Raw genomic sequence first — 16,666 nt, 5'->3', positions numbered from 1 at the left:
GCTGCTGCCGGCGTCCGCCTTCGTCTACCCCTGGGACGTCAACGGCGACCCCGGCGCCCCGGCCCGCGTCGCCCGGCTCGGCGTGCGCGCGGTGACACTCGCCTCCGCCTACCACTCCACCCGCGCCCTCACTCCGCGGCACCCCCGGCACCGGATCGTCACGGCCGCGCACGCCGCCGTGCTGTACCCGCCGGACGCCGAGCGGTGGAACGGGCGCCGGCTGCGGCCGTACCCGGCCGGGGACTGGGCGCCCGGGGACGCCTACGGGGAGGCCGCCGCCGCCCTCGCGGACGCCGGGCTCGACGTGCACACCTGGGTCGTGCTCGCCCACAACTCCCGGCTGGGCGAGGAGTTCCCGGACACCTCCGTGGTCAACGCCTACGGGGACCGCTATCCGTGGGCCCCCTGCATCGCGCAGACCGACACGCGCGCGTACCTGGCCGACCTCGCCGTCGAGGCGGCGGTGCGGCCCGGAGCCGCCGGCACCGAGCTGGAGTCGCTCGGCTGGTACGGGCTCGCCCACCTCCACGCCCACGACAAGACGGCGGGGGTCGACCTCGGCGAGGCCGGGCAGTACCTGATGTCGCTGTGCTTCTGCCCCGCGTGCCGTGCCGGATACGCGGAGCTGGGACTGGACCCGGACGACACGGGGGCCGCGGTGCGGCGCGCCCTGGAGCCGGTCTGGCGGGGGGAGACGCCCGGCGGGGGCTGGGAGGGGGTGGAGAAGCTCCTCGGCGCCGAACTCGCCGCGGCCACACGTGCGTGGCGGGACTCCGTCGCACGCTCGCTCCAGTCGGAGACCGTCGCCGCCGTCCGCGCCGCCGCCCCCGCGGGGTTCCGCATCCTGCTCCACGCGGATCCGGTGGCGTACCACTGCGGCGCGAACGCGGGAGTGGATCCCGGGCACATCCTGTCGGTCGCCGACGGCGTCGTCGTGCCCTGTTCCGGGGGACCCGGGCTGCTGACCCCCTTCGCCGGGCAGCGCGTCGCCGGGAGCGTGCTCGCCGCCAACTTCACCGTGGTGCGCGGTATGGGCGGCAGCCCCGCGACGCTGGGCGCGGACCTGGCGCGGGCCGCGGAACTCGGTGCCACCGAAGTGCGCCTGTACCACGCGGGACTGGCGTCCGACGAGGACCTGGCGCTCGTGGAGGAGGCGCTGGCCGGGCGCGACTGAGCCCGCAGCAGTGGCACGGGCGTCACCGGCGGAGCCGCGCCCGGCACCGTCGGCACGGTCCGGTGGGGGAAGTGCCTGCGCCCCCACGGACCCGGCCCGGAATCCGCCCTGCCCGGCACCGGGCCCGACCGGCGCGGGGCGCTGCCGAAGGTGCTCGGCGACCTCGCCGGGGCCCGACGCGACCCGGCCGCCTGGACCGGCGACACCCGCGCGGCCAAGATCGACCTGCCCGCCCCGGTCGCCGCGGTGGTCGCGGCCGACGAACTCGGTCAGAGCGCGCCCCCTCGGCAGCCGTTGGAATCCGTCCCCACCCGTTTTTGTCGGAACTTCTTTTGTCCGAAGCGTTGACGAAACCCTGGCGCGCTTCTAGCTTCAACGCGTCGTACTTCGTACGTCATATATGAGACGCGATACACGAGATCAGATGTACGCGATCCGCATGTGAGATCCGAGAGGCGCGCATGACCTCTGTGCCCACACCGATCCCGTCCCGCACGCAGTACGTGCTGGAGGGCATCAAACACCGCATCCTGACCGGGCAGTTGACCCCGGGGCAGGCCCTGGTCGAGACCGAGCTCGCCGCACAGTTCGGGGTGTCGAAGACCCCCGTGCGCGAGGCGCTCAAGACCCTCGCCGGCACCGGGCTCGTCGTGATGAACCAGTACAAGGGCGTCACGGTGCGCATGGTGGACGCGGACATGGCGCGCGAGGTGTACGACGTGCGGCTGCTGCTGGAGCCGGAGGCGCTGCGGCGGGCGGTGCGGCGCGGGGCCTCCCTGGACGCGGCCCGCGACGCCCTCGGCCGTTCCGACGAGGCCTCCGACACCGCCGAACGCTCCCTCGCCAACCGGGAGTTCCACCGCGCCCTGTACGTGTCCTGCGGCAACCCGCTGCTCGGCCGGATGCTGGACGAGGTCCGGGACCAGGCCGCCCTGGTCTCCGCGGTCGCCTGGGCCGCCGACCCGTCCTGGGAGCGCGAGGCGACCGAGCACCGCGAGATCCTGCGGCTCGCCCTGGACGGTGACGCCGACGGCGCGGCCGGTGCCCTCCACGCGCACATCGAGTCGTTCGTGCAACGGGCCTTCCCGGAGGCCCAGGGAGAGGACGGTCAGGCATGACAGCGACGTACGAGACCCAGCGGGCGGCGCTCGCCGAGGTCGTGGCGATCCCCGTGACCCCGTACGCCGAGGACGGCACGATCGACCGCGACACCCACCGGGTGCTGCTGCGACGGCTGCTCGACGGCGGCGTCCGCACCCTCACCCCGAACGGCAACACCGGCGAGTTCTACGCCCTCACCCCCGGGGAGCGGCAGCTCGTCACGGAACTGACCGTCGAGGAGGCGGGGGACCGCGCCGTCGTCCTGGTGGGCGTCGGCCACGACGTGCCGACCGCCGTCGCCTCCGCGCGCCACGCCCGTGAGCTGGGCGCCCAGATGGTGATGGTCCACCAGCCGGTGCATCCGTACGTGTCCGACGGCGGGTGGGTCGACTACCACCGGGCCATCGCCGAGGCCGTGCCCGAACTCGGCGTCGTACCGTACCTGCGCAACCCGCTGCTCCCGGGCGCCCGGCTCGCCGAACTCGCCGACGCCTGCCCGAACGTCGTCGGTGTCAAGTACGCCGTCCCGGACGCGGCACGCTTCGCGGCCTTCGCCCGGGACGCCGGCCTCGAACGGTTCGTGTGGGTGGCCGGACTCGCCGAGCCGTACGCGCCCTCGTACTTCTCCGCGGGCGCCACGGGATTCACCTCGGGGCTCGTGAACGTCGCCCCCGCCGTCTCGCTGAACATGATCGAAGCGCTCCGGTCGGGGGACTACCCGGCCGCGATGAAGGTCTGGGAGCAGATCCGCCGCTTCGAGGAGCTGCGGGCCGCCAACGGCTCCGCGAACAACGTGACCGTCGTCAAGGAGGCCCTCGCCTCGCTCGGCCTGTGCCGCCGCGACGTCCGGGCGCCCAGCAAGCCGCTCCCCGAGACCGAGCGGTCGGAAGTCGCCGCCATAGCCGCGGGGTGGTCCATATGAAGCGGCCGGAGGACCTCAGAAGCCACCAGTGGTACGGCACCGACGGGCTCCGTTCCTTCAGCCACCGCGCCCGCACCCGCCAGCTCGGCTACCTCCCCGAGGAGCACCTCGGCAAGCCGGTCATCGCGATCCTGAACACCTGGTCCGACATCAACCCCTGCCATGTGCACCTGCGCGACCGTGCGCAGGCGGTGAAGCGGGGCGTCTGGCAGGCCGGGGGCTTCCCGCTCGAATTCCCGGTCTCCACCCTGAGCGAGACCTTCCAGAAGCCCACCCCGATGCTCTATCGCAACCTGCTCGCGATGGAGACCGAGGAACTGCTCCGGTCCTACCCGGTGGACGGCGCGGTGCTGATGGGCGGCTGCGACAAGTCCACCCCCGCACTCCTGATGGGGGCGGCCTCCGTCGACCTGCCGGCCGTCTTCGTGCCCGCCGGGCCCATGCTGCCCGGCCACTGGCGCAACGAGGTGCTCGGCTCCGGCACCGACATGTGGAAGTACTGGGACGACAAGCGCGCCGGCCTCATCGGGGACTGCGAGCTGGCCGAACTGGAGAGCGGACTCGCCCGCTCGCCAGGTCACTGCATGACCATGGGCACGGCGTCCACGCTCACCGCCGCCGCCGAGGCGCTCGGCGTCACCGTGCCCGGCGCGTCCAGCATCCCCGCCGTCGACTCCGGACACGACCGCATGGCCGCGGCCTCCGGGCTCAGGATCGTCGAACTCGTCCACCAGGGCCGCACGTTGTCCGACATCCTCACCGCGGACGCCTTCACGGACGCCGTGACGACCGTCCTCGGCCTGGGCGGCTCGACCAACGCCGTGATCCATCTGATCGCCATGGCCGGACGCGCCGGCGTCACGCTCACCCTCGACGACTTCGACCGCATCGCCCGGACCGTGCCGGTGCTCGCCAACGTCCGGCCCGGCGGCGGCCCGTACCTGATGGAGGACTTCCACTTCGCCGGGGGACTGCCCGGCTTCCTGTCCCGGATCACCGACCTGCTGCACCTGGACCGGCCGACGGTGGCGCACGACAGCATGCGCGAGCAGCTCGCGACCGCCTCCGTTCACGACGACGACGTCATCCGCCCCCGGCACCACCCGGTCGCGGCCGAGGGCGGAGTCGCCGTCCTGCGCGGCAACCTCTGCCCCGACGGCGCCGTCATCAAGCACATCGCCGCCGAGCCCCACCTGCTCAAGCACACCGGCCCCGCCGTCGTCTTCGACGACTACCGGACCATGCAGCGGACCATCAACGACCCCGCCCTCGGCATCACCGCCGACAGCGTGCTGGTGCTGCGCAACGCCGGCCCCAAGGGCGGCCCCGGCATGCCGGAGTACGGCATGCTGCCCATCCCCGACCACCTGCTGAAGCAGGGAGTCCGGGACATGGTGCGGATCTCCGACGCCCGCATGAGCGGCACGAGTTACGGCACCTGCGTCCTGCACGTGGCGCCCGAGTCGTACGTCGGCGGACCGCTCGCCCTGGTGCGCACCGGCGACAGCATCACCCTCGACGTCGAGGCCCGCTCGCTCCGACTCGACGTGGACGACGCCGAACTGGAGCGACGGCGGACCGCGTGGACACCACCGCCCGAGCGGTACGAGCGGGGCTACGGCGCCCTCTACGGCGAACAGATCACGCAGGCCGACACCGGCTGCGACTTCGCCTTCCTGGCCAGGCCGGGCAAGGTACCGGACCCGTACGCGGGCTGACCGCGACACGACCGCCCCGCACCGGGCGGCCGGGCTCCCGCACACCGTACGAGAAAGCGCTTCCTACGGGCAGTGCGTTCCGCGCCACCCGCACACCCCGAGATCGGAGAACAGTCATGGCCCAAGCCGCAGCCGTGGCGAAACAGCCCGCGCCACCCCGGCGGCGCCGTGGCTCGTCGACGCCGCGCAAACTGCCGTACCTGCTGATCGCCCCGGCGGGTCTGCTGATGCTGGGCTTCATCGCCTACCCGGTCATCAGCGTCTTCTACTACAGCCTGCAGCACTACAACCCCACCAAACCGTGGCGCAACGGCTTCGCGGGCTTCGACAACTTCGTCCACGCCTTCACCGACGACCCCCAGTTCTGGGACACGCTGACCTTCAGCGCCAAGTGGGTCGTCGTCGAGGTGGGACTCCAGCTGCTGTTCGGGCTCGCCCTCGCCCTGATCGTCAACCAGACCTTCGTGGGGCGGGCGATCGGCCGGGCCCTGGTGTTCTCGCCGTGGGCCGTCTCCGGAGTGCTGACCTCCGCGATCTGGGTGCTGCTCTACAACTCCCAGACGGGCATCACCCGTTACCTCGCCGACGTGGGCATCGGCGAGTACGGCACCAGCTGGCTGTCCGACACGGCCACCGTCTTCCCGGCCGCCGTGGTCGCCGACCTGTGGCGCGGCGTCCCCTTCTTCGCCATCCTCATCCTCGCCGACCTCCAGTCCGTCTCCAAGGACCTGTACGAGGCCGCCGAGGTCGACGGCGCGAGCCGCTTCCAGCAGTTCCTGCACATCACACTGCCCCACATCAAGGACGCCATCGTCCTGTCCACACTGCTGCGCGCGGTGTGGGAGTTCAACAACGTCGACCTCCTCTACACCCTGACCGGCGGCGGGCCCGCGGGCGAGACGACCACGCTCCCGCTCTACATCGCCAACACCAGCGTCGACGCCCACAACTTCGGCTACGCGTCGGCCCTGACCACGGTCGCGTTCGTGATTCTGCTGTTCTGCTCGATCGTCTATCTGCGGCTGAGCAAGTTCGGAGGCGGAGACAAGTGATCACCAAGGACGTCGAGACCCTCGCCCCGGCCGTACCCGCGCCGGTCGCCGAGGAGCCCGGCCCGCGCCCGCGCGGCACCCGCCGCGCCTGGGACGAGGTCCCCCGCTGGCACATCTACCTCCCCCTCGGGCTCTACCTGCTCTTCACCCTGATCCCCTTCTACTGGATCCTGCTCTTCGCGCTGCGCCCCGCCGGCTCCACCTCGCTGGTGCCGTGGCCGATGACCTTCGAGCACTTCGACAAGGTGTGGACCGAGCGAAGCTTCGGGACCTACTTCCAGAACAGCGTCCTCATCGCCGTCACCACCCTCGTGATGACCACGGTCGTCGCGCTGGCCGGCGGCTACGCGCTCGCCCGCTTCGACTTCAAGGTCAAGCGCGCCTTCATGCTGGCGCTGCTCTGCTCGCAGTTCGTGCCCGGCGCCCTGCTGCTGGTGCCGCTCTTCCAGATCTTCGCCAAGCTGCAGATGATCAACTCGATCGCCAGCGTCGTCCTCGCCGAGACGGTGTTCCAGCTGCCGCTGTCGATGATCCTCATCAGCGGGTTCATCAGGAACGTGCCGTACTCGCTCGAAGAGGCCGCCTGGGTCGACGGCTGCAACCGTTTCAGCGCTTTCCGGATCATCGTCCTGCCGCTGCTGCGGCCGGGCCTGATCGCCGTCGGTTCCTTCGCGTTCGTGCACGCCTGGAACCACTTCCTGTTCGCCCTGATGTTCCTCAGCAACCAGGACAAGCAGACCCTCCCCGTCGGCCTCAACACCCTGATGAGCTCGGACAGCGTCGACCTGGGGGCGCTCGCCGCGGGCGGCATCATCGCCGCCGTACCCGTGGTCATCGTGTTCGCGTTCATCCAGAAGTGGCTGATCACCGGCTTCAGCGCGGGGGCGGTGAAGGGATGAGGCGCGTACTGCACCTGACGGCGGCCGGAGCCCTGCCGGCCATCCACAACGCCTACGACTCCGGCAGCGAGCGGGACCTCACCGCCGACGTCGGCTGGACCCCCGCGCTGCACGGACCGGTCGACAGCGCCCGGCGGGCCGACCGCGACGTGGAACGCGGCGCGGGGAGGATCCGATGACCGCACGTGAGTACGCCATGCCGCTGCCCGTCGTCCTCGCCGGAGCCCGCGGACACGGCCGCTGGCACCTGCGGAACATCCGCCGGCTCCAGGACCTCGGCCTCGTGCGGCTGGCGGGTGTCTGCGAGCTGGCCCCGCTCACCGAGGAGGAACTGGACGGCTTCACCGGCGAGGGGCGACTCCCCGAGCAGTCCGCCGACTTCGGTGCCCTTCTCGACTCCACCCGTGCCGCGGTCGCCGTGATCTGCACCCCCATCCCCACCCACGCCGACCTGGCGCTGACGGCGGCGGAACGGGGCGTGCACCTGCTCCTGGAGAAGCCGCCCGCACCGTCGTACGCCGAGTTCCGCCGGATGGCCGACGGGATCGCCGCGGCGGGCGTCGCCTGTCAGATCGGCTTCCAGTCCCTCGGCTCCCTCGCCGTCCCCGCCGTCCGCGAGCTGATCGCCGAGGGCGCCATCGGCCCGGTGGCCGGAATCGGGGCGGCCGGGGCGTGGGCGCGGGACGAGGCCTACTACCGGCGGGCGCCCTGGGCGGGCAGACGCCGCATGAACGGCACCGACGTCGTCGACGGCGTGCTCACCAACCCTCTCGCGCACGCCGTCGCCACCGCGCTCGCGCTCGACGGCAGCACGCGCGCCGAGGACGTCGCCGGAATCGAGACCGAGCTGCTGCGGGCCAACGACATCGAGTCCGACGACACCTCCTGCGTCCGCGTGACGACGCGGGACGGCGGCCGGATCACCGTCGCCGTCACGCTGTGCGCCGAGCACCCCGGCGAGCCGTACGTCGTGGTGCACGGCGGCAGCGGCCGGATCACCTTCTGGTACAAGCAGGACCGGGTGCTCGTACAGCGGTCCGGACGCGGCCCGGAGGAGATCCAGTACGGCAGGACGGACCTGCTGGAGAACCTGGTCGCGCATCTGACGGACGGCACCGGGCTGCTGGTCACACCGGAGTCGACCGGCGCGTTCATGAAGGTCGTCGAGGCGGTCCGGCGGGCCCCGGACCCGGTCGCCCTGCCAAAGGACGCCTGGGAGACGGTCCCCGGGGAGAACCGCCGGGTGGTCCGCGGCATCGACGCCCTCGTGGCGGACGCCGCCGACTCCCTCGCCCTCTACTCCGAACTGGGCGCCCCCTGGGCGCCGCCGAACGAGGTGAGCAGCCGATGAACAACGACTCGCCGGTGCTGCGCGTCGCGGGCCGCCCGGTCGGCCGGTACATCACCCGGCCCGAGCTGCCGGCCCGGCTCTCGCCGCGCCCCTACCTGCACCCGGTCACCACGCTGGCGGGCACCGCGGTCACCGAGCTCGGCCCCGCCGACCACGCACACCACCTCGGCGTCGGTGTCGCCGTTCCCGACGTCGAGGGGTACAACTTCTGGGGCGGACGCACCTATGTGCGCGACCGGGGCCCCACCGAACTGGACAACCACGGCGCCCAGCGGCACGCCGGCTTCCAGCTGCGCGATCCCGACGGCTTCGTCGAGGAACTGCGCTGGGTCGCCGCGGGCGCCGAGCTGCTGCACGAACGCCGTACGGTCGCCGCCACCGGGCTGAGCGACAGCGCCTGGGCGCTGGACTTCACGTTCTCCCTCACCAACACGACCGGGCGGGCGCTGTCCATCGGCAGCCCCGCCACCAACGGGCGCCCCGGCGCGGCCTACGGCGGCTTCTTCTGGCGGGCCCGCAAGGAGGCACGGGCGCCGCACGTGTTCACCGCCGGCGCCGAGGGCGAGGAGTCGGTCCACGGCTCCCGCGCCGACTGGCTCGCCCTCGCCGGCAGTTCCTGGACCCTCGTCTTCGCCGGTGCCACCAGGGAGACCCGCCGTGACCCGTGGTTCGTGCGTGCCGTCGAGTACCCGGGCGTCGGTTCCTCCCTGGCCCACGACGGCCGGCTGCCCCTCGGGGCCGGCGAGACGGCCGTCCGGCGGATCGTCACCGTGGTCGCCGACGGCCGGCTGGACCGGGACGGGGCCGCGGCCCTGGTGCGCAAGGCGGTGGGCACGTGAACAGCGCCTTCAGCGCGGACCTCGGTGACGGGACCTACCGCAATCCCGTCCTCGACGCCGACTGGTCCGACCCGGACGTGATCCGTGTCGGCGACGACTTCTACCTGACCGCGTCCAGCTTCGGCCGCGTCCCGGGCCTGCCCCTGCTGCACTCCCGCGACCTGGTCAACTGGACGCTCGTCGGCCACGCACTCGAACGCCTCGAGCCCGAGGCGGAGTTCGCCGTGCCCCGGCACGACCGCGGGGTGTGGGCACCCTCCCTGCGCCATCACGACGAACGGTTCTGGATCTTCTGGGGCGATCCCGACCACGGCGTCTTCCAGGTCAACGCCCCGGGCATCCGCGGGCCCTGGACCCGCCCGCACCTGGTCAAGGAGGGCAAGGGGCTCATCGACGCCTGCCCGCTGTGGGACGAGGAGACCGGCGAGGCCTACCTCGTCCACGCCTGGGCCAAGTCGCGCTCCGGCGTCAAGAACCGGCTCACCGGCCACCGGATGCGGCCCGACGGCACCGGGCTGCTCGACGAGGGCAAGGTGATCGTCGACGCCGACCGGATCCCCGGCTGGTTCACCCTCGAAGGGCCCAAGCTGTACCGGCACGACGGCTGGTTCTGGATCTTCGCGCCCGCCGGGGGAGTGGAGACCGGCTGGCAGGGCGTCCTCCGCTCCCGCGGCTTCTTCGGCCCCTACGAGGAGCGGATCGTGCTGGAGCAGGGGGACACGGAGGTCAACGGCCCGCATCAGGGGGGCTGGGTGCGCACCGCGTCCGGCGAGGACTGGTTCATGCACTTCCAGGCACGCGGCCCCTACGGGCGGGTCGTCCACCTCCAGCCGATGCGCTGGGAGACCGCTCCCGCCCCCGACGGCACGGAGACCGGCGGTAGCCCCGGCGTGGGGACCGGCATGGGGTCGGGCGGGGGCCCCGGCACGGGGTCCGGCGGGGGTTCGGGCTCGGGGTCCGGCGGTAGCCCCGGTGTGGGGTCCGGCGGGACTCCGGGCTCGGGGTCCGGGCCCGGGTGGCCGGTGCTCGGTGACGGCGGCGCTCCCGTCGCCGTGCACCGCAAGCCGGACCTGCCGCGGCAGCCGCCGTCCGCGCCGGCCACCGACGACGACTTCCCCGGCGGGCGGTTCGGGCGCCAGTGGCAGTGGACCGCCAACCCGCGGCAGGGCTGGGCCACCCAGCACTCCGCGGACGGGCTGCGGCTGACCTGCGTACGGACGGCGGACGCGCACGACCTGCGCAAGCTGCCGAACGTCCTCACGCAGCGGCTGCCCGGGATCGCCGCCACGGCCGAGGTCGAACTCGCCCTGGCGGGCGAGGAGGCGGGCGCGCGGGCCGGGTTCGCCGTCCTCGGGGACGCGTTCAGCTGGATCGGGCTCCAGCGGGGCGCCGACGGATCGGTCCACCTCGTGCACCGGTTCGCCGAGTCGGTCGCCGAGCGGGAGCGGGACGCCGCGCATCCGCGGCTCGCCCCCAGGGGACGGGCGCGGCTGCTGATCGAGATCGGCCCGGGAGCGCGCTGCCGCTTCTCCTACGACGTCGGAGACGGCCCACAGCCGTCGGGCCAGGTCTTCGCCGCCACCCCCTGGCGCTGGGTCGGCGCCCTGCTCGGGCTGTTCGCGGTCGCGCCCGCCGGCGCGGGCCACGCCGGCACGGCCACGTTCACGCACTTCCGCATCACCGCGACCCCCTGAGGGTCGACTCCTTTCCGCCGTACGCCTGTTGGGAGCCGCAATGACGCACCTCCGTAGCAAGCGCTTGCCGAGGCCGGGGCCGCGCAGCACCCCGGCCGTCGCCGCCGCCCTCGTGGCCTGGCTGGCGCTCGGGGCCCTCACCCCGGCCGAGGCCGCGCCCGCTCCCGGCGTCCAGGACGTCGTGGCGGCCGGGGCGGGGACGGCGGACCGCTGGACCGACCGTGCCCACGGTTTCGCCTCCCTCGACGGCGGCACCACCGGCGGCGCGGGCGGCAGGGTGGTCACGGTCACCGACCGGGACGCGCTGGCCCGGTACGCGGCCGCCGAGGAGCCGTACGTCATCCGGGTCCGGGGCGCGATCGCCGTCGAGCCCTTCGGTTCGGACATCGTCGTGGCCTCGGACAAGACGCTCATCGGCGTCGGCGACACCGGCGAGATCGTGCACGGCGAACTGCACCTCGGGCCCGGCACGCACAACGTGATCATCCGCAACCTGACGATCCGGGACTCGTACGTCGAGGGCGACTGGGACGGCAAGACGCAGGACTTCGACGCGATCCAGATGGACTCCGTCGACCACGTGTGGATCGACCACAACCGGTTCACGCACATGGGCGACGGACTGCTCGACATCCGCAAGGACAGCCAGTACGTCACCGTTTCCTACAACCGCTTCGACCACCACAACAAGGCGTTCGGCATCGGCTGGACCGAGAACGTCAAGACGCAGATCACCGTCGACCACAACTGGTTCACCGGCACGAAGCAGCGCAACCCCTCCGCCGACAACTGCGCCTACGCGCACCTGTACAACAACTACCTCTCGGCGCAGACCGAGGACAGCGACCCCGTGTGGACGTACGGCAACTGGTCGCGCGGCCGCACCCGGATGGTCATCGAGAACAGCTACTACGACGGCGTCCAGCACCCCTACCAGGCCGACGCCACCGCCGAGTTGGTGCAGCGGGGCTCGGTCCTGAGGAACACCACCGGCCGCCGTGACGCGTGGGGGACCGCCTTCGACCCGCGCGACTTCTACGACTACCGGCTGGACCCGGCCCGCGCGGTGCCCGCGCTGCTGCGGCGGTTCTCCGGGCCCCAGGAGCGGATCGGGACCGTGCTGCACGTCCCCGCCGACTACCCGACGGTGCAGGCCGCCGTGGACGCGGTGCCCGACGGCAACGACAGCCCGGTCACCGTCGCGATCGCCCCCGGCACGTACCGGGCGAAGGTCGTCGTCCCGGCCGCCAAGCCGCGGATCGTGCTCCAGGGCACCGGGCGGAGCCGCTCCGACACCGTCATCGTCCACGACACCCCGGCCCAGTTCGGCGGCTCCACGGGAAGCGCCACCGTGCGCATCGCCGCGAACGACGTCACCGCGCGGAACCTCACCTTCAGCAACGACTTCGACGAGGCCGCGTACGAGTACGGCGCCGAGCAGGCCCTCGCGATGAAGACGACGGGCGACCGGATCGTCTTCGAGAACACCGCCTTCCTCGGCAACCAGGACACCCTGATGACCGACAGCCCCAAGCTGGACGTGATCAGCCGGGTCTACGTCCGCGACTCCTACGTCGAGGGCGACGTCGACTTCCTCTACGGACGCGCGACCACCGTCGTCGAACGCTCCGTCATCAGGGCGCTCAGCCGCGGCTCCGCCACCAACAACGGTTACATCACCGCCGCTTCGACGTGGCAGGGCAACCCGTACGGGTTCCTGATCACCCGGTCGAGGATCGTGAGCGACGCGCCCGCGGGCTCCTTCCACCTCGGCCGGCCCTGGCACCCCGGCGGCGAACCGGCCGCCGTCGCCCAGGTGCTGATCCGGGACACCGAACTGCCGGCCGCGGTCAAGTCCTCGCCGTGGACCGACATGAGCGGCTTCTCCTGGAAGGACGCCCGCTTCGCCGAGTACCGCACCTACGGCCCCGGCGCGACCGTGACCGCCGACCGGCCGCAGCTGTCGGACGCCGAGGCGGCCACCCGCACGGTCACCGCCTACCTGGCGGGCGACGACGGCTGGGCACCCCATGTCCGGCGCTGAGGCCGCACCACACCCGTCGACGCCGAGTCCCGGGCCGGGCCCGCGGACCGCGCGGCGCCGCCCGGGCCCGCGGACCGCGCGTCCGTGGCGCCACCCGCAGACCCCCACCACCCCGTTGGATCCAGACGAAGAGAGCCGACCATGAAGATCAGCATCCGGAGAAACAGCCGAGGCGGGTACCGCGCCGCCGCGGCCGTCGCCGCGAGCGCCGTGCTCGCCCTGACCGCCACCGCCTGCGGCGACGACGGCAGCGGTGCCGGCGGCGACAAGGGCGACGAGGGCTCGGGCAAGGGCGAGGTCACCTTCTGGGACAACAACACGGCCGTCCGCCGTGACATCTGGATGGACATCATCGACGACTTCGAGAAGAAGTACCCCGACATCAAGGTCAACTACGTCGGGATCCCTGCCGAGAGCGTCCAGTCCAAGTACGACACCGCCATCCAGGGCGGCGGCCTGCCGGACGTCGGCGGGGTCGGCGCCGCGATGCTCGCCGGGGTCGCCGCGCAGAACGCCCTCGAACCGCTCGACTCCCGTCTCGCGAAGAGCCCGCTCGACGGCAAGCTGAACCAGGGCATGCTCGAATCGGTGAAGGTCGCCGGCGGCCAGGACAAGCTGTTCACCGTCCCCACCTCCGCCAGCAACGGTGTGCTGTACTACCGCACCGACCTGTTCCAGGCGGCCGGTCTCGAGGCGCCCACCACCTGGTCCAAGTTCTACGAGGCGGCCGACAAGCTCACGGACAAGGGCAAGAACGAGTTCGGCTACACCATCCGCGGCGGCGCCGGTTCCATCGCCCAGGCCCTGGACGCGATGTACGGCCAGACCGGGATCACCGAGTTCTGGGACGGCGACAAGACGACGGTCAACGACCCGAAGAACGTGGCCGCGCTGGAGAAGTACGCCGCGCTCTACAAGAAGAACACCCCCTCCGCGGACGTCAACAACGACTTCACCAAGATGGTCGCCCAGTGGGACAGCGGCAAGATCGGCATGCTGAGCCACAACCTGGGCTCCTACCAGGACCACGTGAAGGCGCTCGGTGACGGCAAGTTCCGCGGGCTGCCCAACCCGACCACGGACGACGGCACCCGCGTCCAGGTCTCCAACCCCGTCGACGGACTCGCCCTGTTCAAGTCCAGCAAGAACAAGTCGGCCGCCTGGCGCTTCATCGAGTTCGCCGCCGCGCACGAGTCCAACAGCAAGTGGAACGAGTCGGCGGGCGCCATCCCCTCGAACACCGAGGCCGCCAAGGACGCGTGGATCCAGAAGGCCGAGCCGACCAAGCTCGCGGCCGAGGCACTGAACAGCGGCAGCACCAAGATCGTGCAGCTGCCGTACTACCTGCCGGACTGGAACACCATCTCCAAGACCGACAACGAGCCGAACTTCCAGAAGGTCCTGCTCGGCAAGATGTCGGCCAAGGAGTTCCTGAACACCCTGGCCGACCAGCTCAACAAGGCCCAGGCGGAGTGGAAGCAGCAGAAGAAGTAGCAGCACCGCTCCCCGGATGCGGGGGCCGGCGGCGGTCCACACGCCGCCGCCGGCCCCGCCCCTCACTTCCTCCAGCCCGGAACTCCTCCTGGAAAGACCAGCCCGGAACTCCTCCTGGAAAGAGCCGAAAGCGAGGCACCCCGACGTGTCCCTCACCCGCCGACAGGCCACCGCGGCGGCCCTCGCCGCCGTCCCGCTCGCCGCCGCCGCGGCGGCCCCCGCGTCAGCGGCCCCTTCGTCGCCGGGATCCCGGCGCAAGCGCACCCTCCACATCGCCGGCGACTCCACGGCCGCCCAGAAGTACGCCGACGCGGCGCCCGAGACCGGCTGGGGCATGGCGCTGCCGTTCTTCCTGCACAAGGACCTCGACGTCGCCAACCACGCCGTGAACGGCCGCAGTTCGAAGAGCTTCATCGACGAGGGCCGGCTCGACGCCGTCCTCGCCGCCATCCGGCCCGGGGACCTGCTGCTCGTCCAGTTCGGCCACAACGACGAGAAGAGCGCCGACCCCACCCGCTACACCGAGCCCTGGACCACGTACCAGGACTGTCTGCGGCAGTATCTCGACGGGGCGCGGGCCCGCGGCGCGCGGCCGGTGCTCGCCACCTCCGTCGAGCGCAGGAAGTTCGACACGGCCGGCAACGCCCTGCCGACCCACGGCGACTACCCGGCGGCGATGCGTTCCCTCGCCGCGGAGGAGGGCGTCGCGCTGCTGGACATCCAGGCCCTGTCGATCGCCCTGTGGCAGAGGCTGGGTGTCGAGGAGACCAAGACGTACTTCAACTGGACCGCGACGGAGCAGGACAACACCCACTTCAACCCGCCCGGCGCCATCGCCGTGGCCCGCCTCGTCGCGGGCGAGCTGCTGCGCCATCGGGTCGTCGCACCCCGGGACGTGCGCCGGCTCGACGACGAGATTCCCGGGTCCTGGATCACCTGGCCCACCGCCTGACCGAGAGAGAGCCGCACGATGAGTACACAGAAGTGTCATGGACGTGTCATAGGCGGCAAACGTGTCGCCGCGTCGCTGGCCGGCTGCACCGCCCTGGTGCTGGCCGTCACCGGCACCCCCGCCCAGGCGCAGGGCCGCGACCCCGGCCGCCAGACCCTCCCCGCCGGCGACGGCTGGGGCTCCGCCGGTACGGGCACCACCGGCGGGGCCCGCGCCGACGCCGCACACGTACGGACCGTCGCCACCTGGGACGAGTTCAGGACCGCGCTGAAGGAGGGCGGCACCGCACCGAGGATCATCAAGGTCCGGGGCACGATCGACGCCAACGCCGACGGCTGCTCCTCCTTCGCGGCCGACGGCTACGACTTCGACGCCTACCTGGAGAAGTACTCCCCGCAGAACTGGGGCCTGGACACGAATCTGGACGGCGAGCCCGCCGACAGCCCGGAGGGCCTGCGCCGGATCTCCGCCGACAACCAGGCCCGAGCGATCAAGGTCGCCGTCCCGGCCAACACCACCATCATCGGCCTGGGGAGGAACGCCGGACTGAAGGGGGCGAGCCTGCAGATCACGGGCGTCGACAACGTCATCGTCCGCAACCTCACCGTCGAGAGCCCCCTCGACTGCTTCCCGCAGTGGGACCCGACCGATGGCGACACGGGCAACTGGAACTCCGAGTACGACAGCGCGGTGGTGTACGGCTCCACGCACGTCTGGCTGGACCACAACACGTTCACCGACGGCGCCCACCCCGACAGTTCGCTGCCGAAGTACTTCGGCATGATCTACCAGCAGCACGACGGCGAACTCGACATCGTGAAGGGCGCCGACTACGTCACGGCCTCCTGGAACGTGTTCACCGAGCACGACAAGACCCTGATGATCGGCAACAGCGACAGCGCGGCCACCGCCGCCGTCGACCGGGGGCACCTCAAGGTCACCCTGCACCACAACCTGTTCTCCGGACTCGTCGAGCGCGCCCCGCGCGTCCGCTTCGGGCAGGTCGACGCGTACAACAACCACTACGTCGCCGACGCGTCGTACGCCTACAGCTTCGGTATCGGAATGGAGTCCCAGCTCGTCGCCGAGAAGAACGCGTTCACCCTGCCGGCCGGCATCAGCGCCGCCAGGATCCTGAAGAAGTGGAAGGAGGCCCCGGTCACCGCCGTCGGCAACCACGTCAACGGCGTGCCCGTCGACCTGATCGCCGTGCACAACGCGGAGATCCCGGCGGAGACCCTCCAGTCGGGGGCCGGCTGGACGCCGACCCTGCGGACCAGGGTCGACTCGCCGAAGGCGGTGCCGGGCATCGTCGGCCACCGCGCGGGCGCCGGAAGGATCTGCTGACCCGCGCACCCCCGGCCGGCCGGCCGGAGCGGCTCCGCACACCCCCGCACCCCGGGGCGTGCCGCTCCGGCCGGCCTCC

13 protein-coding genes and 1 pseudogene are annotated in these 16,666 nt (G+C 71.9%); all 14 read left to right on the top strand.

Going from position 1 to position 16,666, the window contains the following annotated elements; translation table 11 throughout:
- Positions 1-4: 4 nt before the first annotated feature.
- The 14 genes and pseudogenes from ACFYP4_RS32420 (at position 5) to ACFYP4_RS32355 (ending at position 16,587) form a co-directional block, all read left to right on the top strand.
- Entirely contained in the window at positions 5-1,174 is a 1,170-nt protein-coding gene (locus tag ACFYP4_RS32420; protein WP_358853887.1) for a hypothetical protein, read from the top strand.
- 461 nt (positions 1,175-1,635) lie between these two features.
- Positions 1,636-2,292, top strand: a complete 657-nt coding sequence (locus ACFYP4_RS32415) for a GntR family transcriptional regulator (protein WP_358853851.1) — start codon at positions 1,636-1,638, stop codon at positions 2,290-2,292.
- On the top strand, positions 2,289-3,197 hold the full coding sequence (locus ACFYP4_RS32410) for a dihydrodipicolinate synthase family protein (protein ID WP_358853850.1): 909 nt from the start codon (positions 2,289-2,291) through the stop codon (positions 3,195-3,197). The genes ACFYP4_RS32415 and ACFYP4_RS32410 overlap by 4 nt, the downstream gene beginning before the upstream one ends.
- Entirely contained in the window at positions 3,194-4,915 is a 1,722-nt protein-coding gene (araD, locus tag ACFYP4_RS32405) for an L-arabinonate dehydratase (protein ID WP_388790329.1), read from the top strand. Before ACFYP4_RS32410 ends, araD begins: the two co-directional genes overlap by 4 nt.
- A gap of 116 nt (positions 4,916-5,031) precedes the next feature.
- A complete protein-coding gene (locus tag ACFYP4_RS32400; protein WP_358853848.1) occupies positions 5,032-5,967 on the top strand; it encodes a sugar ABC transporter permease in 936 nt (311 codons plus the stop codon).
- Positions 5,964-6,866 (top strand): carbohydrate ABC transporter permease, encoded by a 903-nt coding sequence (locus tag ACFYP4_RS32395; RefSeq protein ID WP_358853847.1) that lies wholly within the window; start codon positions 5,964-5,966, stop codon positions 6,864-6,866. Before ACFYP4_RS32400 ends, ACFYP4_RS32395 begins: the two co-directional genes overlap by 4 nt.
- Positions 6,867-6,898: 32 nt before the next feature.
- Positions 6,899-7,045: pseudogene (locus ACFYP4_RS32390) on the top strand (pectate lyase); the annotation flags it as partial.
- Complete coding sequence (locus ACFYP4_RS32385) at positions 7,042-8,217, top strand: Gfo/Idh/MocA family protein (RefSeq protein ID WP_388790325.1); 1,176 nt, start codon at positions 7,042-7,044, stop codon at positions 8,215-8,217. The pseudogene ACFYP4_RS32390 and the gene ACFYP4_RS32385, both read left to right, overlap by 4 nt.
- Positions 8,214-9,056 (top strand): PmoA family protein, encoded by an 843-nt coding sequence (locus ACFYP4_RS32380; RefSeq protein ID WP_388790322.1) that lies wholly within the window; start codon positions 8,214-8,216, stop codon positions 9,054-9,056. The genes ACFYP4_RS32385 and ACFYP4_RS32380 overlap by 4 nt, the downstream gene beginning before the upstream one ends.
- Positions 9,053-10,750 (top strand): family 43 glycosylhydrolase, encoded by a 1,698-nt coding sequence (locus ACFYP4_RS32375; protein WP_388790319.1) that lies wholly within the window; start codon positions 9,053-9,055, stop codon positions 10,748-10,750. Before ACFYP4_RS32380 ends, ACFYP4_RS32375 begins: the two co-directional genes overlap by 4 nt.
- Before the next feature lie 40 nt (positions 10,751-10,790).
- On the top strand, positions 10,791-12,794 hold the full coding sequence (locus tag ACFYP4_RS32370) for a pectinesterase family protein (protein ID WP_358853843.1): 2,004 nt from the start codon (positions 10,791-10,793) through the stop codon (positions 12,792-12,794).
- A gap of 141 nt (positions 12,795-12,935) precedes the next feature.
- Entirely contained in the window at positions 12,936-14,288 is a 1,353-nt protein-coding gene (locus ACFYP4_RS32365; protein WP_358853842.1) for a sugar ABC transporter substrate-binding protein, read from the top strand.
- A 145-nt stretch (positions 14,289-14,433) separates the two neighbouring features.
- Positions 14,434-15,240, top strand: a complete 807-nt coding sequence (locus ACFYP4_RS32360; RefSeq protein ID WP_358856029.1) for a rhamnogalacturonan acetylesterase — start codon at positions 14,434-14,436, stop codon at positions 15,238-15,240.
- Between the two features lie 18 nt (positions 15,241-15,258).
- The gene (locus ACFYP4_RS32355; RefSeq protein ID WP_388790314.1) at positions 15,259-16,587 is read left to right on the top strand and encodes a polysaccharide lyase family 1 protein; all 1,329 of its coding nucleotides are present in this window, start codon (positions 15,259-15,261) and stop codon (positions 16,585-16,587) included.
- Positions 16,588-16,666: the final 79 nt, after the last annotated feature.

The sequence above is a fragment of the Streptomyces sp. NPDC005551 genome (genome assembly GCF_042871785.1).
Lineage (GTDB): Bacteria > Actinomycetota > Actinomycetes > Streptomycetales > Streptomycetaceae > Streptomyces.
The sequence above is the reverse complement of the archived record's forward strand: the minus strand, read 5'-3'. Positions and strand labels throughout refer to the sequence as shown.

Bases quoted from the DNA above. Each gene is read 5' to 3' on its own strand.
- ACFYP4_RS32415 (WP_358853851.1), top strand. From the start codon at position 1,636: ATGACCTCTGTGCCCACACCGATCCCGTCCCGCACGCAGTACGTGCTG.
- ACFYP4_RS32410 (WP_358853850.1), top strand. From the start codon at position 2,289: ATGACAGCGACGTACGAGACCCAGCGGGCGGCGCTCGCCGAGGTCGTG.
- araD (WP_388790329.1), top strand. From the start codon at position 3,194: ATGAAGCGGCCGGAGGACCTCAGAAGCCACCAGTGGTACGGCACCGAC.
- ACFYP4_RS32400 (WP_358853848.1), top strand. From the start codon at position 5,032: ATGGCCCAAGCCGCAGCCGTGGCGAAACAGCCCGCGCCACCCCGGCGG.
- ACFYP4_RS32385 (WP_388790325.1), top strand. From the start codon at position 7,042: ATGACCGCACGTGAGTACGCCATGCCGCTGCCCGTCGTCCTCGCCGGA.
- ACFYP4_RS32380 (WP_388790322.1), top strand. From the start codon at position 8,214: ATGAACAACGACTCGCCGGTGCTGCGCGTCGCGGGCCGCCCGGTCGGC.
- ACFYP4_RS32370 (WP_358853843.1), top strand. From the start codon at position 10,791: ATGACGCACCTCCGTAGCAAGCGCTTGCCGAGGCCGGGGCCGCGCAGC.
- ACFYP4_RS32365 (WP_358853842.1), top strand. From the start codon at position 12,936: ATGAAGATCAGCATCCGGAGAAACAGCCGAGGCGGGTACCGCGCCGCC.
- ACFYP4_RS32355 (WP_388790314.1), top strand. From the start codon at position 15,259: ATGAGTACACAGAAGTGTCATGGACGTGTCATAGGCGGCAAACGTGTC.